Annotated in this window: 21 protein-coding genes; 12 read left to right on the plus strand and 9 right to left on the minus strand. The window is 72.4% G+C overall.

From position 1 onward, the window contains the following. Position 1 precedes the first annotated feature (1 nt). Positions 2–178, minus strand: a complete 177-nt coding sequence (locus AB0917_RS03410) for a hypothetical protein (protein ID WP_366817761.1) — start codon at positions 176–178, stop codon at positions 2–4. Positions 179–836: 658 nt separating this feature from the next. On the opposite strand from AB0917_RS03410, the gene AB0917_RS03415 reads away from it, so the two are divergent. From AB0917_RS03415 to AB0917_RS03430, 4 genes are all read left to right on the plus strand, one after another. Next, positions 837–1,214, plus strand: coding sequence for a hypothetical protein (locus AB0917_RS03415; protein WP_366817762.1), 378 nt, complete (start codon positions 837–839; stop codon positions 1,212–1,214). Between the two features lie 182 nt (positions 1,215–1,396). Then, complete coding sequence (locus AB0917_RS03420) at positions 1,397–2,272, plus strand: TatD family hydrolase (protein WP_366817763.1); 876 nt, start codon at positions 1,397–1,399, stop codon at positions 2,270–2,272. 293 nt (positions 2,273–2,565) lie between these two features. Beyond that, a complete protein-coding gene (rsmA, locus tag AB0917_RS03425; RefSeq protein WP_366817764.1) occupies positions 2,566–3,438 on the plus strand; it encodes a 16S rRNA (adenine(1518)-N(6)/adenine(1519)-N(6))-dimethyltransferase RsmA in 873 nt (290 codons plus the stop codon). Next, positions 3,435–4,370, plus strand: a complete 936-nt coding sequence (locus AB0917_RS03430; protein WP_366817765.1) for a 4-(cytidine 5'-diphospho)-2-C-methyl-D-erythritol kinase — start codon at positions 3,435–3,437, stop codon at positions 4,368–4,370. The genes rsmA and AB0917_RS03430 overlap by 4 nt, the downstream gene beginning before the upstream one ends. A 21-nt stretch (positions 4,371–4,391) precedes the next feature. Here AB0917_RS03430 and AB0917_RS03435 read toward each other — a convergent pair whose 3' ends face one another. From AB0917_RS03435 to AB0917_RS03450, 4 genes are all read right to left on the minus strand, one after another. Continuing rightward, the gene (locus AB0917_RS03435; protein WP_366817766.1) at positions 4,392–4,883 is read right to left on the minus strand and encodes a DinB family protein; all 492 of its coding nucleotides are present in this window, start codon (positions 4,881–4,883) and stop codon (positions 4,392–4,394) included. Between the two features lie 46 nt (positions 4,884–4,929). After that, a complete protein-coding gene (locus tag AB0917_RS03440) occupies positions 4,930–5,604 on the minus strand; it encodes a class I SAM-dependent methyltransferase (protein ID WP_366817767.1) in 675 nt (224 codons plus the stop codon). Between the two features lie 139 nt (positions 5,605–5,743). After that, the gene (locus AB0917_RS03445) at positions 5,744–6,259 is read right to left on the minus strand and encodes a PASTA domain-containing protein (RefSeq protein WP_366817768.1); all 516 of its coding nucleotides are present in this window, start codon (positions 6,257–6,259) and stop codon (positions 5,744–5,746) included. A 276-nt stretch (positions 6,260–6,535) separates the two neighbouring features. Further along, positions 6,536–6,865 carry a type II toxin-antitoxin system prevent-host-death family antitoxin gene (locus AB0917_RS03450; protein WP_366817839.1) on the minus strand — a complete coding sequence of 110 codons (330 nt, stop codon included), beginning with the start codon at positions 6,863–6,865 and terminating at the stop codon, positions 6,536–6,538. Between the two features lie 22 nt (positions 6,866–6,887). On the opposite strand from AB0917_RS03450, the gene AB0917_RS03455 reads away from it, so the two are divergent. The 4 genes from AB0917_RS03455 (at position 6,888) to AB0917_RS03470 (ending at position 14,135) form a co-directional block, all read left to right on the plus strand. Beyond that, complete coding sequence (locus AB0917_RS03455; RefSeq protein WP_366817769.1) at positions 6,888–8,711, plus strand: ABC-F family ATP-binding cassette domain-containing protein; 1,824 nt, start codon at positions 6,888–6,890, stop codon at positions 8,709–8,711. Between the two features lie 376 nt (positions 8,712–9,087). Next, entirely contained in the window at positions 9,088–11,013 is a 1,926-nt protein-coding gene (locus AB0917_RS03460; RefSeq protein ID WP_366817770.1) for a PQQ-binding-like beta-propeller repeat protein, read from the plus strand. A gap of 82 nt (positions 11,014–11,095) precedes the next feature. Next, positions 11,096–13,162, plus strand: coding sequence for a PQQ-binding-like beta-propeller repeat protein (locus AB0917_RS03465; protein WP_366817771.1), 2,067 nt, complete (start codon positions 11,096–11,098; stop codon positions 13,160–13,162). Between the two features lie 235 nt (positions 13,163–13,397). Continuing rightward, positions 13,398–14,135 (plus strand): LuxR C-terminal-related transcriptional regulator, encoded by a 738-nt coding sequence (locus AB0917_RS03470; RefSeq protein WP_366817772.1) that lies wholly within the window; start codon positions 13,398–13,400, stop codon positions 14,133–14,135. Between the two features lie 36 nt (positions 14,136–14,171). Here AB0917_RS03470 and AB0917_RS03475 read toward each other — a convergent pair whose 3' ends face one another. Beyond that, positions 14,172–14,480, minus strand: a complete 309-nt coding sequence (locus tag AB0917_RS03475; protein WP_366817773.1) for a hypothetical protein — start codon at positions 14,478–14,480, stop codon at positions 14,172–14,174. Positions 14,481–14,495: 15 nt separating this feature from the next. Continuing rightward, on the minus strand, positions 14,496–16,166 hold the full coding sequence (locus AB0917_RS03480; RefSeq protein ID WP_366817774.1) for a sodium:solute symporter family protein: 1,671 nt from the start codon (positions 16,164–16,166) through the stop codon (positions 14,496–14,498). A 266-nt stretch (positions 16,167–16,432) separates the two neighbouring features. Between AB0917_RS03480 and galT the strand changes: the two genes are divergently transcribed. The 3 genes from galT to galK all read left to right on the plus strand — a co-directional run bounded on the left by galT (position 16,433) and on the right by galK (position 19,703). Beyond that, entirely contained in the window at positions 16,433–17,476 is a 1,044-nt protein-coding gene (gene galT / locus AB0917_RS03485) for a galactose-1-phosphate uridylyltransferase (RefSeq protein ID WP_366817775.1), read from the plus strand. A 68-nt stretch (positions 17,477–17,544) separates the two neighbouring features. Then, on the plus strand, positions 17,545–18,525 hold the full coding sequence (galE, locus tag AB0917_RS03490; RefSeq protein WP_366817840.1) for a UDP-glucose 4-epimerase GalE: 981 nt from the start codon (positions 17,545–17,547) through the stop codon (positions 18,523–18,525). Then, positions 18,522–19,703 (plus strand): galactokinase, encoded by a 1,182-nt coding sequence (galK, locus tag AB0917_RS03495; RefSeq protein ID WP_366817776.1) that lies wholly within the window; start codon positions 18,522–18,524, stop codon positions 19,701–19,703. The genes galE and galK overlap by 4 nt, the downstream gene beginning before the upstream one ends. Positions 19,704–19,936: 233 nt before the next feature. Here galK and AB0917_RS03500 read toward each other — a convergent pair whose 3' ends face one another. Further along, positions 19,937–20,377, minus strand: a complete 441-nt coding sequence (locus tag AB0917_RS03500; RefSeq protein ID WP_366817777.1) for a GNAT family N-acetyltransferase — start codon at positions 20,375–20,377, stop codon at positions 19,937–19,939. 269 nt (positions 20,378–20,646) lie between these two features. Here AB0917_RS03500 and AB0917_RS03505 point away from each other — a divergent pair, with 269 nt between their 5' ends. Then, positions 20,647–21,429, plus strand: coding sequence for a response regulator transcription factor (locus AB0917_RS03505; RefSeq protein WP_366817778.1), 783 nt, complete (start codon positions 20,647–20,649; stop codon positions 21,427–21,429). Here AB0917_RS03505 and AB0917_RS03510 read toward each other — a convergent pair. After that, positions 21,388–21,885 carry a MarR family transcriptional regulator gene (locus AB0917_RS03510; RefSeq protein WP_093685794.1) on the minus strand — a complete coding sequence of 166 codons (498 nt, stop codon included), beginning with the start codon at positions 21,883–21,885 and terminating at the stop codon, positions 21,388–21,390. The two genes, AB0917_RS03505 and AB0917_RS03510, sit on opposite strands and share 42 nt — an antisense overlap. Between the last annotated feature and the right edge of the window lie 85 nt (positions 21,886–21,970).

Genomic DNA, 21,970 nt, shown 5'->3' on the forward strand with positions numbered 1-21,970 from the left:
ACTAGCCCTTCTTCGGGCGCGGGGTCGGAGGCGAGAGCAGCAGTGCGCCGCCGCCTGCGATGAGCGCGAGGAAGGCGCACTCGCGGGAGTCGCGGTAGATGCCTTCGGCTTCGCCCGGGTTGAGGGCCGCGTCGAGGTCGAACTCGATGTCGGTAGCGGTGGTGTCGGTCTTGTACATGGGTGCTCCCCATCCTGTGGGAAATCGGGTTGGTGTACGTGCAATTCGGGTTGACGTACGTTCCGAGTGAAAGGGAGAAATGCGGGGCCCGCAAATCGGGGCGCGGCAGAAGGGGAAATTGTGCATTCAATTGAATGGCGAATTCATAGGCCAGGCGAGTGATGAAAGGGGCGGTGATTCGGGGCGGTCAGGGGGTGGCGCGGGGGCCGGCGCGGGGGCGGTCCAGGGCGGCGGTGCGGGTGTGGTGCGCGGGCGCATTCACCCGTCGGGCGGGCGCGTTCGGGGGCGCTCGGCGGTCCTCGGCCACCGGCTGCCCGCTCCCTCGGTCATCGGCTGTCCGCTCACCCGTGAGCCGCTGCGATGTCTGCCGGTCACCGGCTGTCCGCTCACCCGTGCACGGCTGCGTTGTCTGCCGGCCACGGGGTGTCCGTGGCACCGGTCACGGGGTGCCCTGTGTGCCGGTCATGGGCTGCCCTGTCGCGGGCCATGCGGCGGCAAAGGGCGGCAAAAGGAGGCCAAGAACGCACCAATATCGGCTCTGATCTGGTGCGTCCGCCCGTGCGCGGGTGTCCACTGGAAGGGACGGGCCGCCTGTTCGAACCCCTCGGGCGGGGAGGCCGTCCCCGGAGTGCCTGACCGGCGGACAAGAGGAGCGGGTATGAGCGAGATCGCAGCGACCACCGTCCACGAGGCCTACGCGTTCGCCTGCATGCGGTGCGGGTACGGCTGGGAGCAGTCCTACGAGATAGAGCACCACGTGGACGTCCACGGTCAGGAGTTCGTCGTCTACACGGCCGACGGCGAGCGTGTGCCGTCCCCGCTCTCCACGCTCACCTGCGCCAACTGCGGCGGACACGTGGTGCGCATCATGGGGGCCGGGCGGGTGGCCGATGCCCAGCAGCTGCTGAGGCCCCAGCGGGGCTCCACCCGGGCGGCGAAGCCCGCCGAGCCCGTCGGGGCGGTCGCCGCCACCGCCGCGAGCCCGGAGCGCCACTGGCGGTTCTCGGACCTGCTGCACCCGTTCCACCGCAGGTGACGCGGCAGCCCGGCGTCGGATGACTCGCACGCGCCCCTCCGGCCCGGCCGGCGGGGTGGGGGAGCCGGGCCCGGCGTCACCGGTGGTGCCTCCCCGCGCGAGGGTGCGGAGCCCGCCCGCGAGTGCGGGCCGGTGCCCCGCCCTCGTACGCCGGTGCACCGGGTCCTCGTAGAGTCGTCCGCATGAGCCGTACCGAAGCCCCGCCGCTGCCCGAACCCCTCCGGGTCCCGGTCGCCGACTCCCACACCCACCTGGACATGCAGGACGCCACCGTCGAGGAGGCCCTCGCTCGGGCCGCCGCCGTGAACGTCACGACGGTGGTCCAGGTGGGCTGTGACGTGGCCGGCTCCCGCTGGGCCGCCGAGACCGCCGCCGCCCACCCGGCCGTCCACGCCTCGGTGGCCCTGCACCCCAACGAGGCCCCGCGCATCGTCCACGGATACGTCGAGGGCACCGACGGCACCGCGCGGCAGCGGGCGCGGGAGCCCGGCGGCAAGGCCGCGCTGGACGAGGCGCTGGCGGAGATCGACGCGCTGGCCGCCCTCGGCCACGTACGCGGGGTCGGGGAGACGGGTCTGGACTTCTTCCGTACGGGCCCCGAGGGCGTCGCCGCCCAGGAGGAGTCGTTCCGGGCCCACATCGAGATCGCCAAGCGGCACGGCAAGGCCCTGGTCATCCACGACCGGGACGCGCACGCGGACGTCCTGCGGGTCCTGGCCGACGCGGGCGCGCCCGAGCGGACCGTGTTCCACTGCTACTCCGGCGACGCCGACATGGCCAGGATCTGCGCGCGGGCCGGGTACTTCATGTCGTTCGCCGGCAACGTGACCTTCAAGAACGCCCAGCCGCTGCGCGACGCGCTCGCCGTCGCCCCCACGGAGCTGGTCCTCGTCGAGACGGACGCGCCCTTCCTCACCCCCGCCCCGTACCGAGGCCGGCCCAACGCCCCCTACCTCATCCCGGTCACGCTCCGCGCGATGGCCGAGGTGAAGGGGGTGGACGAGGACACGCTGGCCGCCGCGGTCTACGACAACACGGCACGCGCCTTCGACTTCTGACCGCCGCTCCCGGACCGCCGGGGACGGGCACCCTTCCTCTTGCGCGCCCCCTCCGCGACCCGTGCGACCCCTCCGCGACCCGTGCGAGCCTCCGCGACCTCGTGCAATCCGGCGGGACCCCGTGCAACCCGGCGGGACCCCGTGCAACCCTCCGCAACCCGGCGCAACCCTGTGCGGCCACGACGCTTCGGCGCGTCACCGGAGCCCGCCGCCGCGCAGGCGTGCCGGGCGAAGAAGCCCCGCGCACAGCGGGGGGCGAGTCCGTGGACGCGCCGCGGCCGTAGGCTTACCGGGTGAGCAGCACAGAGCCCGACGCCCTCCTGGGCCCCGCAGACATCCGCGACCTGGCCGCGAAGCTGGGCGTGCGCCCGACCAAGCAGCGCGGTCAGAACTTCGTCATCGACGCCAACACGGTCCGCCGCATCGTGCGCACCGCGGAGGTCCGCCCGGACGACGTCGTCGTCGAGGTCGGCCCGGGGCTCGGCTCGCTGACCCTGGCGCTGCTGGAGGCGGCCGACCGGGTGATCGCGGTCGAGATCGACGACGTGCTCGCGGCCGCCCTGCCCGCCACGGTCCAGGCCCGGATGCCCGAGCGCGCCGACCGCTTCGCCCTGGTCCACTCCGACGCGATGCTGGTCACCGAACTGCCGGGCCCCGCACCCACCGCGCTCGTCGCGAACCTCCCGTACAACGTGGCCGTGCCCGTCCTGCTGACCATGCTGGAGCGCTTCCCCAGCATCGAGCGGACCCTCGTCATGGTCCAGGCCGAGGTCGCCGACCGGCTCGCCGCCCGGCCGGGCAACAAGGTCTACGGTGTGCCGTCGGTGAAGGCCAACTGGTACGCGGAGGTCAAGCGCGCCGGATCCATCGGCCGCACCGTCTTCTGGCCCGCCCCGAACGTCGACTCCGGGCTCGTCTCGCTCGTCCGGCGCGCCGAGCCCATCGCCACCACCGCGAGCCGCGCCGAGGTCTTCGCCGTCGTGGACGCGGCCTTCGCCCAGCGCCGCAAGACGCTGCGCGCGGCCCTCTCCGGCTGGGCCGGCTCCGCGCCCGCCGCCGAGGCCGCCCTGGTCGCCGCCGGGGTCTCGCCGCAGGCGCGCGGGGAGGCGCTGACGGTGGAGGAGTTCGCGGCCATCGCGGAGAACAAGCCGGAGGTGTCCGCATGAGTCACGCGCGAACCGGAGGCGTCCCTGTGCGTACGGCTGTCACCGTCCGCGTCCCCGCCAAGGTCAACGTCCAGCTCGCCGTGGGCGCCGCCCGCCCCGACGGCTTCCACGACCTGGCCAACGTCTTCCTCGCCGTCGGCCTGTACGACGAGGTCACCGCCACCCCCGCCGACGAGCTGCGCATCACCTGCTCGGGCCCGGACGCGGACCAGGTGCCGCTGGACGTCACGAATCTCGCGGCTCGTGCCGCCCTCGCGCTGGCCGAGCGGTACGGGGTCGAGCCCGCCGTCCACCTCCACATCGCCAAGGACATCCCGGTGGCGGGCGGCATGGCGGGCGGCAGCGCCGACGGGGCGGCCGCCCTGGTCGCCTGTGACGCCCTGTGGGGGACCGGCGCGAGCCGTGACGAACTGCTGGCCATCTGCGCCGAGTTGGGCAGCGATGTGCCGTTCGGTCTGGTCGGCGGGGCCGCACTGGGCACCGGACGCGGCGAGAAGCTCACCCCGATCGAGGTCGGCGGGGCCTTCCACTGGGTCTTCGCGGTGGCGGACGGAGGACTGTCCACGCCCGCGGTGTACGGGGAGTTCGACCGGCTCACGGCCGAGGCGGACGTCCCCGAACCGACCGCCTCGCCCGCGCTGCTGGCCGCCCTGCGCTCCGGCGACTCCGGCGCACTCGCGGGCGCTCTGAGCAACGACCTCCAGCCCGCCGCGCTCTCCCTGCGCCCCTCCCTCGCCGACACCCTGGCCGCCGGCACGGAGGCGGGGGCGCTGGCCGCCCTGGTCTCCGGGTCCGGGCCGACGACGGCGTTCCTGGTGGAGGACGAGGCGATGGCCCTCAAGGTCGCCGACGCGCTGCTGGCGTCGGGGACCTGCCGCAACGCGCGGGTGGCGCCGGCGCCCGCGAGGGGCGCGCACGTGGTGACGGCGTGAGCCGCTGAGGGAGCGAGCGGTTCAGCGGCCCGTCGAACCGTCGATCAGTTCGCGCAGGATGTCCGCGTGCCCGGCGTGCCGGCCGGTCTCCTCGATCATGTGGGTGAGCGCCCACCGCACGCTGGGCGCGGGCTTTCCCGGCCGTGGCCGGGGGACCGGTGCGGCCAGGTCGGTGCACCCGTCGAGGACGGTGTTCGCGCGCCCGACCGCCGTACGGTAGCGGGCGACGACCTCGGCCACGCTGTCCGTCGGCGCGGCCGAGAACGTGGCCTGCCAGTCGGTGACCTGGTCCCCGAGGAAGATCGCGCGCTCGACGTACGTCAGGTGGTTGAGCAGGCCGAGCAGGTTCGTACCGGAGCGCACGGCGGCCGTCCGTACCTCCGGTTCCGGGGCGCCGTCGACCTTCGCGGCGACCGAGGTCCGCAGGTAGTCGAGGAAGCCGCGCAGGGTTTCGGCCTCGCCGGTGCCGGTCCGGGGCGGCGGGGTGTCACGTCGGTGGTCACGGGGTGCCATGGCGGGTCTCCTTCGCGTTCGCGGGACGTACGTGGCCCGGCACCGGTCAGGCGGCGGTGCGGCGGATGACGAGGACGTGGTCGGTGACCTCGGCGGTGGTGCCGTCCGGGCCGGTCGCGGTCCGGCGGGGCGCGTCGGCCCGCTCCACCGTCCAGGCCGCCGGGTCGAGCGCGATGCCGTCGGCGACCTCCCGCGGGCTCGGGTGGCGTACGTCGGGGTCCTGGTTCCACGACCAGGGCGCGGTCGAACCGTGGTCGACGACCAGCAGCCGCCCGCCCGGCCGCAGCGCGTGCGCGGCCCGGCGCAGGACGGCCGCCCGGTCCAGGCCGTACGGGGTGTGCAGGTAGTGGGCGGTGACCAGGCCGAACCCGCGCTCGGGGCCCTCCGGGAAGGACGCGCCCAGGTCGTGCCGCTCGGCGGTGACGCGGTCGCCCAGGCCCAGTGAGCGGGCCAGGACGGTGAGCCTCTCGACCGCCACGGCCGAGACGTCGACGGCGGTGACGCGCCATCCCCGGCGCGCGAGCCACAACGTGTCGCCGCCCTCGCCGCAGCCGAGCTCCAGCGCGTCGCCGGGCGGCAGGTCCGTGACCACCTCGGTGAGCCGGACGTTCGGCTGTGGGTCGGTGGCCACGGGCCGGGCGGCGTAGACGCCGTCCCAGGAGGCGCGGGCGTCGGTCGCGTCGGAGGTGTCGCGGGCGTCGGTCGCGTCGGAGGTGTTCATCGGGCGGGCTCCTTCTGCCGGGATGCGCGCTGTCGCGTCTACGCGTACACGCGCCGTCGGGGTGCCCGCCCAGTGTTGTCAGGCCCGCCATGATCCGCACGAGAACTTGCCGTTCCGGCAAACGGCTCGGGTCGGCCGCTCAGGGCGTGAAGGCCGGGTCGTTCTCCTGGTGCAGGTAGCCGTGGAAGCTGGTCGTGCAGTCGCTGAAGTCCTCCGCCAGCCTGACGGTGACCGTGGTGGCGGCCGTGAGCGGGGCGCCGGGCCGGGGGCTGGTGTCGCAGACGTACCAGCCGTCGTGGTCCCGGGAGAGGGCGACGTCCTTGTGCTGGGCGGCGGCCGTCAGGCGTGCGGGGGAGAGACCCAGGCGGGTGAACTCCGCCTGCGCCTGCTCATAGGTCCTGCTGTGCAGGGCGGGCATGACCGGGTCGGGCGCGACCGGATCGGGCACGACCGGATCGGGCGTGGGGGTCGGGGGAGGGGTGAGGGCCGGGGCATCTGTGGGGGCGGCCGAAGCGGTGGGGGTGGCCGTGGCTGTCTCGACGGTGGCGGGCGCGGTCGCCCGGGTGTTGTCGTCGGTCGGTGTGCCACCCGAGCATCCGGCCAGGGCGAGCACCCCGACGAGGGCGAAGGGGGCGAGGCGGCGAGGGGTCCGCACGATGCTGGTACTCCGGTCTCTCGGGAACGGCCCGGCAGGGCTACGGGTGGCTTTTGTCGTTGTTCACGCGGCAAGACAGGTCCTGTCCAGATCTGCTCCACGGTACGAAGAAGGTCTGCCCGGATCTCCCCCGCGATACGCGGAAGGGCCGCCCGGACCTCCGCCCCCTTTACCGGCGTACCGGCGTCATCTCGCGTACTCAGGCGCCGAATCGAGTACCCCTGCCCATGCGTTCCCCCCCGCACCCCCGCCCGCCGGGAACGTACGGGCAGGGGATCACCAGTTCGCGTACTCGCCGAGGCCACCCCCGGCACCCGGGACCGCTACGTCGATCCCCTGCGCGTCGCCTCGCCCGGCGCGGTCGAGCTGCTCCGCGCCCCCGCCGCCCTCCAGGCGTTCGATCGAAGCCGGCAGCCGGCGGGCGTTCTCCGGGCTCCTGAGCAGGTACGCGGTCTCCTTGAGGGACTCGTACTCATCGAGCGCCACGATGACCACGGGCTCGTGTCCGGCGCGCGTGACCACGACCTCCTCGCGGTCGTCCACGACCGCGCTCAGGGTCCGTGCCACCGACCGCCCTCCACCGCGCCGTACCCTGGAAAGGTCGATCAACCCCCTAGGCAGGAGTGAAATGGCCGTCAATCTGGTCAATGTCGAGCAGGTCAGCAAGGTGTACGGCACCCGTGCCCTGCTCGACGGTGTATCCCTCGGGGTGTCCGAGGGCGACCGGATCGGTGTCGTGGGCCGCAACGGCGACGGCAAGACGACCCTCATCCGGATGCTCGCCAAGCTGGAGGAGGCGGACACCGGCCGCGTCACCCACAACGGCGGGCTGCGTCTCGGCGTCCTCACCCAGCACGACTCCCTGGACCCGAAGGCGACCATCCGCCAGGAGGTCATCGGCGATCTCGCCGACCACGAGTGGGCGGGCAGCGCCAAGATCCGGGACGTGCTCACCGGCCTCTTCGGCAGCCTCGCCCTCCCCGGCTTCGAGCACGGGCTCGACACCGTCATCGCCCCGCTCTCCGGCGGCGAGCGCCGCCGGATCGCCCTGGCGAAGCTCCTCATCGACGAGCAGGACCTGATCGTCCTCGACGAGCCCACCAACCACCTGGACGTCGAAGGCATCTCCTGGCTCGCGGGCCACCTGCGTACCCGGCGCTCGGCGCTCGTCTGCGTCACCCACGACCGGTGGTTCCTGGACCAGGTCTGCACCCGCATGTGGGACGTCCAGCGCGGCACCGTCCACGAGTACGAGGGCGGCTACAGCGACTACGTCTTCGCCCGTGCCGAGCGCGAGCGGATCGCCGCCACCGAGGAGTCCAAGCGGCAGAACCTCATGCGCAAGGAGCTGGCCTGGCTGCGCCGCGGCGCCCCCGCCCGCACCTCCAAGCCGCGCTACCGCATCGAGGCCGCCAACGAGCTCATCGCCGACGTGCCGCCCCCGCGCGACACCAGCGAGCTGATGAAGTTCGCCAACGCCCGCCTCGGCAAGACCGTCTTCGACCTGGAGGACGTGACCGTCCAGGCCGGGCCCAAGACCCTGCTCACCCACCTCACCTGGCAGCTCGGCCCCGGCGACCGCGTCGGCCTGGTCGGCGTCAACGGCGCGGGCAAGACCTCGCTGCTGCGCGCCCTGGCCGAGGCCGCCCGTACGCAGGGCGACACCCAGCCCGCCGCCGGGAAGATCGTCGTCGGCAAGACCGTCAAGCTCGCCTACCTCTCCCAGGAGGTCTCCGAGCTCAACCCGAACCTCCGGGTCCTGGAGGCCGTCCAGCAGGTGCGCGACCGGGTCGACCTCGGCAAGGGCCGCGAGATGACGGCCGGCCAGCTCTGCGAGCAGTTCGGCTTCACCAAGGAGAAGCAGTGGACGCCCGTCGGCGACCTCTCCGGCGGTGAGCGCCGCCGGCTCCAGATCCTGCGGCTGCTGATGGACGAGCCCAACGTCCTCTTCCTCGACGAGCCCACCAACGACCTGGACATCGAGACCCTCACCCAGCTGGAGGACCTCCTCGACAGCTGGCCCGGATCGATGATCGTCATCTCCCACGACCGGTTCTTCATCGAGCGCACCACCGACCGCGTGATGGCCCTCCTCGGCGACCGCGCGCTGCGGATGCTGCCGCGCGGCATCGACGAGTACCTGGAGCGCAGGCAGCGGATGGAGGAGGAGGCCACCCCCTCCGCCGCCCCCGCCCCCGCGCGCGGCACCTCCGCCGCCCCGGCGGCCCCGGCCGTCTCCGCGCAGGAGGCCCGCGCCGCGAAGAAGGAGCTCCAGAAGGTCGAGCGGCAGCTCGACAAGATCTCGACCCGGGAGACCGCGCTCCACAAGCAGATCGCGGACAACGCCACCGACTTCGAGAAGGTGGCCAAGCTCGACGCCGAGCTCCGCGAACTCGTCACCGAGCGCGACGAGCTGGAGATGCGCTGGCTGGAGCTGGCCGAGGACGCCTGAGGCCCTGCCCGGGGGTACGTCACCGCCGCGCGGACCGCCTGCTCCGGGGCGGACACACGGTGCTCGTGCGGTCGTCCGTCGGCGGGGGTGATGACGAGCGGGAGAAGGCGGCCGTGGCGACGCCCGCACCCGGTGACTGACCGTCATGTCCCGCTGGTCGTAACGGGGGCATCACGGCGCGGTTCTCCCTTGGGAACAGGGGGCGGACCGATCCGGTGCCCGATGGCGGGCGGGTGGTACAAAGAAGCCCCGCCCGACTGTCGTAACACCGCGGAAGCCATGCCCGATTCGCTCCTTTCCGAGGGGAATTGAACCCCTCTCGGAATCGCGGGGGAGACCGGATCGGGCACCGGCCCGCACGAAGGGGGACGCGCTGATGAGCCAGCCGCCCAGCCAGCAACCGCCGCAGGGGGGCTTCGGGGCTCCGCAGGAGCCGCCGCAGGGGACTCCTCAGCAGCCACCGGTCCCGCCGCAGGCCCCGCCCGCCCAGCCGCCGCAGCCCCCGGCCGGCCCGCCGCAGACGCCGCCCCCGGGAGACCCGGCGTACGGCTACCCGCAGGCGCCCCCGGCCCAGCCGGGCTACGGCTACCCCCAGGCACCGGGCCAGGCACCGGGCCAGGCGGCCCCCGGACAGGCACCGGGACAGGCCCCCGGACAGGCCCCCGGCGCGTACGGTCAGCAGCCCCCCGGCCCGTACGGTCAGCAGCCCGGCCCCTACGGCCAGCCGGCCCCCGGTCCTTACGGGCAGCCCGCCCAGCCCGGCTACGGCTACCCGCAGCAGCAGTACCCCGGAGCCCCCGCCCCCGCCCCCGGCGGACCCGGAGGCTCCGGGCCCTTCAAGGGCAAGACCGGCATCCTCGCCGCGGCGGCCGTCTCCGTCGTCCTGCTCGTCGGCGCGGGCGCCTGGTACGTGGTGAGCGACAGCGGCGACGACCCCAAGAAGCCGATCGCGGGCCCGAGTGAGGACGCCAAGGCGCCCGAGGCACCCGAGACGCCCGACGCGTCCCCCACGGTCGACGAGGGCGACGGCACCGGCGGCGGCCGCGAGGCGGGGACCGACGACCTCAACGCCGGGCGCAAGCCGGGCGAGGCCAAGGTCGCCTGGCTCCAGAAGAACGACGTCGACCTGCCGCGCAACGGCGCCGAGATATACGGCCCCTGGTTCGTCGGCGACACGATGGTCACGGCCATGTACCGCGGGCTCTCCGGCTACTCGGTCGCCGACGGCAAGAAGAAGTGGTCCGTCGCGTTCCCCACCGACATCTGCGCCACCCCCAACTCGCTCAGCCCCGACGGCAAGATCGTCATCGGCATCCAGAACGGTACGACGGACCGGTCCACCTGCTCCGTGATGCAGATGGTCGACCTCAACACCGGCAAGGCCGGCTGGAAGTCGGAGGTCAAGAAGAACGGCGCCTGGGACCTGATGTCCGACATCGGCCTCGCGATCAGCGGGAACACGGTCACCGCCGGGCGGAACAGCTACTCCAGCGCCTACCGGGTCAGCGACGGCAAGGAGCTGTTCGGCACCCCGACGGACAAGTGCAAGACCTTCGCCTTCGCCGGCGGCCCGAAGCTGCTCGCCGCCGCCAACTGCCGCAGCGACGACTTCGACAACCCGCAGCACCAGTTGCAGGAGCTGGACCCGGTCACCGGCAAGGCCAAGTGGACCTACCAGCCGCCGCGCGGCTGGGAGATCAAGAAGGTCTACTCGGCGACCCCGCTCGTGGTCTCGCTCGAGAACAGGCAGAAGAAGCAGTGGTCGATCGCGGCGTTCACCGAGAACGGCAAGCTCCGTTCCCAGATGAGCCCCGCCAAGGGCGACACGGTCGTCGCCAACTGCGGCAGCACGCTCGCCATCCTGGCCCAGAAGCTCGAAGGGTGCTCCGGGGTCGCGGCCGACGCCAACACCTTCTACATGGCCACCAAGGCCGACTCCACCGGCTCCGAGCGGACGAACAAGGTCGTCGCCTTCGACCTGAACACCGGCAAGCCCAAGTGGACGGCGCCCGCACCGGCCGAGCGCACCGTGAGCCCGATCGGGATGGAGGGCGGCAAGGTGCTGCTCTACGCCGAGCCGCGGTACGACAAGCCCGGCGCCGTCCTCACGCTCCCGCCGACGGGCGGCACCACCAGTGTCCTGCTCCAGCACCCGGAGGGGACCACCCGGATCGAGAACAGCCTCTTCGGCAGCCGGAACGCCGTGTACCAGGACGGCCGCTCCTACCTCCTCCCCAAGCGCATCAGCGGCCGCGACGACGGCGAGATGGAGCAGGCGACGGCGCTGGTGTTCAGCAAGTGACCGCTCACGACGGCACCCGAAGGCAGCCGGCTCCCGGCCGGACGCGACTTTGCCCCCACACATCTCCCGAGGTACGTACGCGATGACCCAGCCGCCGCAGCAGCCCCCCAACGAGCCCCCGAACCAGCCCGCCGACCAGCCGCCGAACCAGCCCCCGGCCGGCCCTCCCGCCGGGCCCCCGGCAGGCCCTCCCGCCGGTCCGCCCTCGGGCCCGCCCTCCGGCGGATTCGGTGCCCCGCAGGACCCGCCGCCCGGCGGATTCGGCGAGCCGACCCCGCCGCCCGCGGACCCGTTCGCCAAGCAGCCCCCGCCCGCGGGCCCGGCCACCGGCGGTTACGGCACCCCGCCCGCGGATCCGGCCACCGGCGGCTACGGCACCGCGCCCGCAGGTCCGCCCACCGGCGGTTACGGCACCCCGCCGCCCCCGCCGCAGGGCGGCTACCCGACCCCGCCGGCCCCGCAGCCCAACGGGTACGGCTACCCGCAGGGCCCGCAGCCCGGCTACGGCTACCCGCAGGCGGCCCCCGGCCAGCCGGGGCAGCCCGCTCAGCCCGGCTACCCGGGCCAGTCCGGCACGCAGCAGCAGGGGTACGGCTACCCGACCCAGCCGATGTACGGGGCCGGAGCCCCGCAGCCCGGCGCCCCGGCCGGCGGCGGCAAGAAGTTCAGCACCCAGATGCAGATCATCGTCGCCGCGGCCGTCGCCGTGGTGCTGATCATCGGCGCGGCCGTCGTCTACGCCTCCACCAAGGGCGACGACGACAAGGGCGACCAGGCCTCCTCGTCCGGATCCACCGGCGGCGGCGAGGACAAGGGCGGCGAAGGCGGCGAGGGCGGCGAAGGCAAGGGCGGCGAGGGCGGCGGCCTGGCCGGCGGCAGCGAGAAGGCGCCCGGCAACACCAGCTCCAAGGTCGCCTTCCAGCTCCCGCAGCCCGAGGTCACCGAGGTCACCACGGTCAAGGGCTCCTGGCTCACCGACAAGGCGTACGTGAAGTCCGGCGTCAGCGAGGTCGTCGCCCACGACCTGGACAAGGGCACCAAGCTCTGGTCCGTGCCGCTCGCCGGCGAGGTCTGCGGCGCCTCCCGCCACATGACCAAGGACCACAGGACGGCGATCCTCTTCAAGGAGGGCAAGCCGAACGCGGAGAAGAAGTACCCCGCGTGCAACCAGGTCGGCGTGGTCGACCTGGCCGCCGGGAAGCTCCTGTGGAGCAAGTCCGTCACCTCCGCCACCGGCGGCGACCGGCCGGTCCAGTTCGACGAGGTCACGCTCAGCGGGACCACCGTCGCCGCGGGCGGCACCTCGGGCGGCGCGGCCTTCAAGCTGGAGAACGGCGCCGAGCTGTGGAAGCCGAAGGTCGACGGCAACCGCTGCTACGACACGGGGTACGGCGGTGGCGAGGCCCTCGCCGTGGTGCGCAAGTGCGGTTCGTACGACAGCCCGCAGCTCACCATCCAGGCGCTGAACCCGGAGACCGGCGCACCGCTCTCCTCGTTCCAGATGCCCGCCGGTGTCGAGTACGCCTCCATCGTCTCCACCAAGCCGCTGGTGGTCGCGGCCAACGTCGGTGACACCGCCAACGACGGCAGCGGCATCTCCGACTTCTTCTCGATCGACGCGGCGACCGGCAAGCTGATCGTGCGGATCTCCGCCGACGCCGACAAGTACGCGGCGCGCTGCGCCTCCACCGACGTCGAGAGCTGCCGGGCGGCGATCGTCGGCAACAACCGGCTCTACCTGCCGACCGAGGAGCACGAGGGCACGAGCGACTACGGCAAGACCAACGAGGTCGTCGCCTTCGACCTGGCCACCGGCAAGCTGCTCGGCGGCCGGGCGGACGCGGGTGAGCGCTACACCCTGGTCCCGCTCCGGATGGACGGCACCAACGTCATCGCGTACAAGTACCCCCCGTTCGACAAGGGCGGCCAGATCGTCTCCATCGACGGCGAGACCTTCAAGCAGACGCTGCTGATGGAGAACCCGGGCGACAGGTCCGTACGGGACGCGGAGACCCGGTTCACCACCGACCACTCCGAACTCCTCTACGGCGAGGGCCGCTTCTTCCTTTCGAGGCAGCTGATCAGCAAGCGCCTCGACAGCGAGAGGGACGACAAGCTCTTCCTCGCGGTGGGCTTCCGCACCGACTGATCGCCCACCCGACCCGACAGCCCTGCCAGTCGATCACGTGATCGCCCACTGGCAGGGCTGATCGTTTTTCGCCCCTCGTGTGGCCCTCAAGTGCCCCTGAATGAAGCAGAATTCGGCATTCTGGGGGGCTTCTCCCCGGTAAGGGACACACGGGGTCGAACGAGCGTGTAGCTTGCCGGGTCAGGAGCCCGGGGGCCGGTATCCAGGGCGCACAGGGGCACTTGGAGCTTGATCGATGAGCGTGCGGCTCATGGTGGTCGACGACCACCGCCTGCTCGCCGAGGCACTGGCCTCGGCGCTGAAGCTGCGCGGGCACCGGGTGCTCGCGGCGGCCGCCCCGACGTCCGGGTCGGCGGAGCTGGTGGTCAGCAGGGCCCCGGAGGTCTGCCTCTTCGGTACGGCGTCGCCCGCCGCGCCGGGGGTCTTCGACCCGATCGTGCGCATCGGCCGGGAGCGCCCGCAGGTGGCGGTGGTGGTCCTCGGGCCGGTGCCGAGCCCGCGCGGGATCGCCGCCGCCTTCGCGGCCGGGGCGGCGGGGTACGTCCGGCACGACGAGCGCATCGAGGGCGTGGAGCGGGCCATGCTGAAGGCGCGGGCGGGGGAGAGCGCCATCGCCCCGCAGCTCCTGCGCGCCGCCTTCGCCGAGCTGCTCAACCCGGCGGCCCAGCCCGACGACGAGGGCCGCCGCCTGCTCCGGATGCTGACCCCGCGCGAGGCCGAGGTGCTGGTCCGGGTCGCCGAGGGCGAGGACACCCGGCTGATCGCGGCCGGGATGCGGATCGCGCCGAGCACCGCCCGTACGCACGTCCAGCGGGTCCTGATGAAGCTGGGCGTCGGCTCCCGGCTGGAGGCGGCCGCCCTCGCGGCCCGTACGGGGCTGCTGGACCGGGCGGCGGGCCACGTCGGCGCCATCGGCGGCGGCAGCAACGGCAGTACGCCGCAGGGGCCGTACGTCCCCGGGCACAGCGGATGACGTACGACCCCTGCGGCGTACACGCCCGGCCGCGGGTCAGCCCGCGCCGGACCCCGGCCCCGGCCCCGGCCCCGGCTCGGGGGCGGTCGGCGTCTCCGTCGGGCGGAGCTTCATCCAGACCAGGAAGAACAGGCCGAGCGCCAGCATCGCGAGGCCGGTCCACAGGTTGATGTGGACGCCCTCGGCCTTCTTCAGGTCGGCGTCGGACGGGCTGATCCCGGCGATGGTGACGATCACCCCGTAGACCACGAACAGGCCGCCGATGATCCGCCGGATGTCGAAGAGACGGGCCGCGGTCGCGGACTTGCGCTCCAGCTCGGAGACTTCCTTGTGCAGGTCGGACATGGTGGGTTCCTCCGATCAGAACGAGTAGGGGACGTAGCACAGGGCGGCGAGCACGATCGCACCCCAGCCGAGCAGCGCGGGCTTGCGGTACCAGGCCCGGTCGGCCTCCTCCAGCGCCTCGTCGGGGGCCGGGGACTCGGTCCCGTACACCAGACCTGCCAACTCCGCGTCGGGCTTCGGCGCGGTGAAGAGCGTGACGACGACCATGACGACGGCACCGGCGACGAAGCCGACGATCGCGGAGACGAAGTTGGCGCCCTGGTCGGTCGGGATGTCGATGACCCCGCCCTTGTAGATCCAGAAGTAGTTGACCATCGCGGCGCCGGTGCCCGCGACGAGCCCCCAGACACCGGACTTCATGGAGGCCCGCTTCCAGAACATGCCGATGATGAAGACGACGAACATGGGCACGTTGAAGAACGAGAACAGCGTCTGCAAGTAGCTCATGATGTTCGAGAAGCTCGCGGCGATGAACGCCGTGCCGATCGAGGCCAGCACACCGATCGCCGTGATGAGGCGGCCGAACTTCAGGTAGTACGTGTCCGGCCTGTCCTTCACCACGTACCGCTGCCAGATGTCGGTGGTGAACACCGTGTTGAACGACGACACGTTGGCCGCCATGCCCGCCATGAACGCGGCGAGCAGACCGGTCACCGCGATGCCGAGGACCCCGTTGGGCAGCAGCTCCTGCATCAGCAGGGGGATCGCGTCGTTGTACGTGAGGTCCGAGTCCGGGGTGCCGATCTGCGGCACGATCACGGCGGCGACCAGACCCGGGATCATCACCGCGAAGACGATGAAGATCTTCGGGAAGGCGGCGATCAGCGGGGTGCGCTTGGCGGCGGAGAGGTTCTTCGCGGACAGGGCGCGCTGCACCTCGGCGAAGTTCGTCGTCCAGTAGCCGAAGGAGAGCACGAAGCCGAGGCCGAGGATGATCGTCAGCCAGTTGGCGCCCAGCGGGTTGGCGTCCCCGATGCCGGTTCCGCCCCACGCCGTCATGAAGTCGCCGCCGTGCTGCTTGGTCAGCGACTCGCTCATGGCGTCCCAGCCGCCGACGCGCTTGAGGCCGAGCACGGTGATCGGGATCAGCGCGGCGAGGATGACGAAGAACTGGAGCACCTCGTTGTAGATCGCCGAGGAGAGGCCGCCGATGGTGATGTAGGCCAGCACGAAGAGGCCCGCGACGACGATCGCGACCCACTGCGGCCAGCCCAGCAGCGCCTCCACGACGATCGACAGCGCGTAGAGGTTGACGCCCGCGATAAGGATCGCCGCGAAGGCGAAGAGTATCGAGCTGAGCAGATGTGCGGATTTGTCGAACCGCTGGAGCAGGAACTCCGGTACGGAGCGCACCTTGGACCGGTAGTAGAACGGCATCATCACCAGGCCGAGGAAGACCATGGCCGGGATGGCGCCGATCCAGTACCAGTGGACCACCGCCACGCCGTACTGCGCGCCGGTCGCCGCCATGCCGAGGATCTCGGTGGCGCCGAGATTCGCCGCGACGAAGGCGAGACCGGTCACCCAGGCGGGCAGGGACCGTCCGGAGAGGAAGAAGTCGAGGCTGGTCTTCACACTCGCACGGGCCGCGAAGCCGATGCCGAGTACGACGACGAAGTAGATCGCCAGGATGGCGTAGTCGAGCCCGTTCGTGGGGAGACGGAGCCCTTCGGCCAGTGTCTGCATGGGGGGTACCCGCTTCGTTGCGTGAACTGAACCCGAGGGAACTTACGCCTCTGTGTTCGTTAAATGAACAGTCTCGTTGGGGTTCTTTGTTCGATCGTGATCGAGTGCGGGGAAATGTCCGGGTATGGCGCAGTGAGGATCCTGTGGGGGGCTCGGATGGGGGCTCAGGTGAGGGTGCGGGGAGAGGCTCGACCATTGACTCGGGTGTTTGCTTGTGCTTTGTTATGTGCGTTTATGTTGGTTGGGGGAGTGGGTGGAGGACCCTGGTGAAGAAGACGGTTACGCGCCTGGCCGACGGCCGTGAGCTGATCTACTACGACTCCGCGGACGACACCGTCCGCGACGCCGTCGACCGGCGCCCGCTGGATGCCGTGTCGACCTCGTCGGAGATCCGCCGCGATCCGCTGCTCGGCGACGCGGTGGCCGTCGCCTCGCACCGCCAGGCCCGCACCTACCACCCGCCGGCCGACGCCTGCCCGCTCTGCCCCACCCGGGACGGGCGCCTCAGCGAGATCCCCGACAGCCACTACGACGTCGCCGTCTTCGAGAACCGCTTCCCCTCCCTCGCCGGGGACTCGGGCCGCTGCGAGGTCGTCTGCTTCACCTCCGACCACGACGCGTCCTTCGCCTCCCTCACCGAGGAACAGGCCGCCCTCGTCCTCGCCGCCTGGACCGACCGCACCGCCGAACTCTCCGCGCTCGACCAGGTCACCCAGGTCTTCTGCTTCGAGAACCGCGGCGCCGAGATCGGCGTCACCCTCGGCCACCCGCACGGCCAGATCTACGGCTACCCCTTCGTCACCCCGCGCACCGAGCTGATGCTCCGCTCCGCCGCCCGCCACCGCAAGGAGACCGGGGGCAACCTCTTCGACGACGTGGTCGCCCGCGAGGAGAAGGACGGCACCCGGGTCGTCCTCGCCACCGACCACTGGATCGCCTACGTCCCGTACGCGGCCCACTGGCCCTACGAGGTCCACCTCCACCCCCGCCGCCGCGTCCCCGACCTGCCCGCACTCGACGAGGGGGCGCGGACAGAGTTCCCACAGGTCTATCTGGAACTCTTGAGGCGCTTCGACCGGATCTTCGGACCCGGCGAGCCGCCGACCCCGTACATCTCCGCCTGGCACCAGGCACCGTTCGGGGTTCCCGGACGGGAGGACTTCGCCCTGCACCTGGAGCTTTTCACCATTCGCCGGACCTCCGGCAAGCTGAAGTTCCTCGCGGGATCCGAATCCGGCATGAGTGTCTTCATCAACGACGTGCCGCCGGAGGCCGCGGCCCAGCGACTGCGAGAGGTAGCGAGCCAGTGAGCGACCGCCAGAACGTGAGTGACCCCCAGAGCGTGAGCGACTCCCAGAGCGTGAGCGAGCCCCGGACCGTGAGCGAGCCCCGGAAGAAGTACCTGGTCACCGGCGGTGCCGGATACGTCGGCAGCGTCGTCGCCCAGCACCTGCTGGAGGCCGGGCACACGGTGACCGTCCTGGACGACCTCTCCACCGGCTTCCGCGCGGGCGTCCCGGCCGGCGCCGCCTTCGTCGAGGGCCGCATCCAGGACGCCGCCCGCCACCTGGACCCCTCCTACGACGGCGTCCTCCACTTCGCCGCGTACTCCCAGGTCGGCGAATCGGTCGTGGACCCGGAGAAATACTGGGTCAACAACGTCGGCGGCACCACCGCCCTCCTCGCCGCCATGCGCGAGCACGGGGTCCGCACCCTCGTCTTCTCCTCCACCGCCGCCACCTACGGCGAACCGGTCTCCAGCCCCATCACCGAGACCGACCCCACCGCCCCCACCAGCCCGTACGGGGCCACCAAACTCGCCGTCGACCACATGATCAGCGGCGAGGCCACCGCCCACGGCCTGGCCGCCGTCTCGCTGCGCTACTTCAACGTGGCCGGGGCGTACGGCAGTTGTGGCGAACGCCACGCCCCCGAGTCCCACCTCATCCCGCTCGTCCTCCAAGTGGCCCTGGGCAGGCGGGAGTCGATCTCCGTCTACGGCGACGACTACCCCACCCCCGACGGCACCTGCGTCCGCGACTACATCCACGTCGCCGACCTCGCCGAGGCCCACCTGCTGGCCCTGGACGCGGCCACCCTCGGCGAGCACCTCATCTGCAACCTCGGCAACGGCAACGGCTTCTCGGTACGCGAGGTCATCGAGACCGTCCGCAAGGTCACCGGCCACCCGGTCCCCGAGACCCCCGCCCCGCGCCGCGGCGGCGACCCGGCCGTCCTCGTCGCCTCCGCCGCCACCGCCATCGAACGCCTCGGCTGGCAGCCCTCCCGCGCCGACCTGGCCGGAATCGTCGCCGACGCCTGGGAGTTCGCCCGCCGACAGGAGTCCACCACCCCATGACCGCAACCGTCGAACCGACCGGTACCGACCCCGCCGCCACCTTCACCACGTTGTACGGGGGCGAACCCCACGGCGTCTGGGCGGCACCCGGACGGGTGAACCTCATCGGCGAGTACACCGACTTCAACGACGGCTTCGTCATGCCACTCGCCCTGCCGCACACCGCCCGCGCCGCCGTCTCGCCCCGCACCGACGGCGTCCTGCGCCTGCACTCCTCCGACGTGCCCGGCGGAGTCGTCTCCCTGCGCGTCGACGAGCTCGCCCCGCACTCCGGCCACGGCTGGGCCGCCTACCCGGCCGGAGTCGTCTGGGCGCTGCGCGCGGCCGGCCACCCGGTGACCGGCGCCGACATCGCGCTGACCTCCACCGTGCCCACCGGCGCCGGGCTCTCCTCCTCCGCCGCCCTGGAGACCGTCACCGCCCTCGCCCTCAACGACCTGTTCCGCCTCGGCCTGAGCGGACCCGAACTGGCCGTCATCGGCCGCCGCGCCGAGAACGACTTCGTCGGCGTGCCCTGCGGGATCATGGACCAGATGGCCTCGGCCTGCTGCACCGAGGGCCACGCCCTGCACCTGGACACCCGCGACCTCACCGTGCGCCAGGTCCCCTTCGACCTGGCCGCCCAGGGCCTCACGCTCCTGGTCGTCGACACCCGGGTCAAGCACGCGCTCGGCGACGGGGCGTACGCGCAGCGGCGCGCCGGCTGCGAGGAGGGCGCCCGGCTGCTGGGCATACCCACCCTGCGCGACCTCCCCTACGACGGCCTCGACGCGGCGCTGACCACCCTCGCCGACGCCGGGGCGGACGAGTCCGTCATCCGCTACGTACGCCATGTCGTCGGCGACAACCGCCGCGTCGAGCAGGTCATCGCCCTGCTCGACGCGGGTGACGTACGCGCCGCGGGCCCGGTCCTGGACGAGGGCCACCGCTCGCTCCGCGACGATCTGCGGGTCTCCTGCCCCGAGTTGGACCTGGCGGCCGCCGCGGCGCGGGAGGCCGGGGCGCTCGGAGCACGGATGACCGGCGGCGGCTTCGGCGGCTCCGCGATCGTCCTGGTGGAGGCGGCGGCGGCCGACGCGGTGGCCGAGGCCGTCACGAAGGCGTTCGCCGGGGCGGGACACGCGGCCCCGGGGATCTTCCCCGCCGTCCCCTCGGCGGGGGCGCGCCGGCTGAGCTGAACCCGCCGACCCCTCGGCGGGGGCTCGCTGACTGAGCTGAACTCGCCGTCCCCTCGGCTGGGGCCCGCCGGCTGAGCTGAACTCGCCGTCCCAGGAGCACTGTTACGAGTCTCCGGCGCCGAACCCGCCAGCCGTGCGCCGCCTGTTCAGGGCCGCTCGATGTCGGACGCGCTCTTCCCGGGGCGGTGGTTCAAAGCGGCGAGATGTCGAACTCGCGTGCCCGCACCAGTGGTTCAAAGCCGCTTGACCAGGATGAACTCGGTGACGCCGGGCGGGTAGTCCTCGACCCGGCCGATCTCCTCGTACCCCTGCTTCCGGTAGAAGTCCGGGGCCTGGAAGTCCCAGGTCTCCAGCCGGGAGCGAGTACAGGCCCGCTCCGCGCGGGCCACCCGCTCGGCCTCGGCGAGCAGCCGCGAACCGAGGCCGCGGCCGCGGTGGCGGGCGTCGACCCAGAGCAGGTCGACATGGAGCCAGTACGCCCAGGTCCGCCCGGTCAGCCCGCCGGCGACCGCGCCCTGCTCGTCCAACGCCCAGACCTCCAGCGGGACTTCGTGCTCGGCGGAGGTGGAGAGCAGCGCGCGCAGGGCGGGTGATGCCGCCGTGTTGTCGTCGCGCAGACGCCCGCTCAGCAGAGTGCGACGTTCTTTGTCTACTTCTGTCTCAAGACGGAACATGAACCACACCCTAAACACCCAGGGCCATCAGTTCGGCGATTCGCCTTCCCCCTCCGGCCCCCACCCGTACGCTGATCCCAGCACCGGTGGGGGCCGGTGCCGAATCAGGGGGCGAGAGAGTCGGGTACGGCGCCCGGAGCGGGGTGGCAGGCGGTGCATACGACGGCGGTCGGAGCACCACGGGCCACCCGGAAGGCTGGCCACGGGCCACCCGGAAGTTCCAGGCGCCGTACCCGCAGCTGTCCGCCCCCGCCGATGGGGGTCTCTCTGTGGCTCGGATCCGGGTTCTGGTGGTCGACGACCACCGCATCTTCGCCGAATCGCTCGCGGCGGCCCTCGCGGCCGAACCGGACGTGGACGTGGCGGCGGCGGGCAGCGGCCCGGCCGCGCTGCGCGCACTGGAGCGCGCGGCGGCCGAGGCGCGCCCGTACGACGTGATGCTGGTCGACGCCGAGCTCGGCGCCCTGGCCACCGGCGGCGCCCCGGCGCTGCCCGCGCCCCGCCCGCAGGACCCGGAGGCCGTCGACGGCATCGCGCTGGTCGCCGGGGTGCGCGCGGCCCGGCCCGCCGTCCGCTCGGTGGTGCTCGCGGAGAAGGACGACCCGCACTGCGCCGCCCGCGCGCTCCAGGCGGGAGCCTCGGGCTGGGTGGCCAAGGACTGCTCGCTGCAACGGCTGCTCACGGTGGTCCGGGGCGTGCTGCGCGACGAGACGCATCTGCCGCCCGCCCTGCTGACCGGGGTCCTGCGGGAGCTGACCGCCACCCGCAAGCACCGCACCGAGAGCGAGCAACTGGTGGAGTCCCTGACGCCCCGCGAACGCGAGGTGCTGCGCTGCATGGTGGCGGGGCTGGGCCGCAAGGCCGTCGCGGAGCGGCTGTTCCTCTCCCCGCACACGGTCCGTACGCACATGCAGAACGTGCTGGGCAAGCTCGGGGTGCACTCGACGCTGGCGGCGGTGGCGCTCGCCCGGCGGGCCGGGGTCGGCCCGGCGGAGCCCGTAACGGCCCGGCTAGCCGGGGATGTTGTCGAACGGGGCGGTCAACTGGCGTAGCAGCCCGGCCAGTTCGCCGCGCTGGCGGCGGGACAGCTCACCGAGGATGGCCCGCTCCTGGTCGAGCAGCCCGGCCAGTGACTGGTCGGCCTTGTCGCGCCCCTCGGCGGTCAGCCGGACCAGGACGCCGCGCCGGTCGCTGGGGTCCGGCAGCCGCTCGACGAGGTTCTTCTTGGTGAGCCGGTCGATACGGTTGGTCATCGTGCCCGAGGTGACCAGGGTCTGGGTCAGCAGCTGCCCGGGGGAGAGCTGGTACGGGGCGCCGGCCCGGCGCAGCGAGGTGAGTACGTCGAACTCCCACGGCTCCAGGTTGTGCTCGGCGAACGCTATGCGGCGGGCCCGGTCGAGGTGGCGTGCCAGGCGGGAGACGCGGCTGAGCACCTCGAGTGGTTCCACGTCGAGGTCGGGGCGCTCTCGGCGCCATGCTGCGACCAGTCGGTCGACCTCGTCCTCCATGTGGATCAGTGTAGAGGGTCTGTCGACGTGAAGTCTCTTGAATTCAAGTGTCTTGACATCAAGAGACTTCGGGCGTGATCCTGTT

The sequence above is a fragment of the Streptomyces sp. NPDC007346 genome, assembly GCF_040703535.1.
GTDB lineage: Bacteria > Actinomycetota > Actinomycetes > Streptomycetales > Streptomycetaceae > Streptomyces.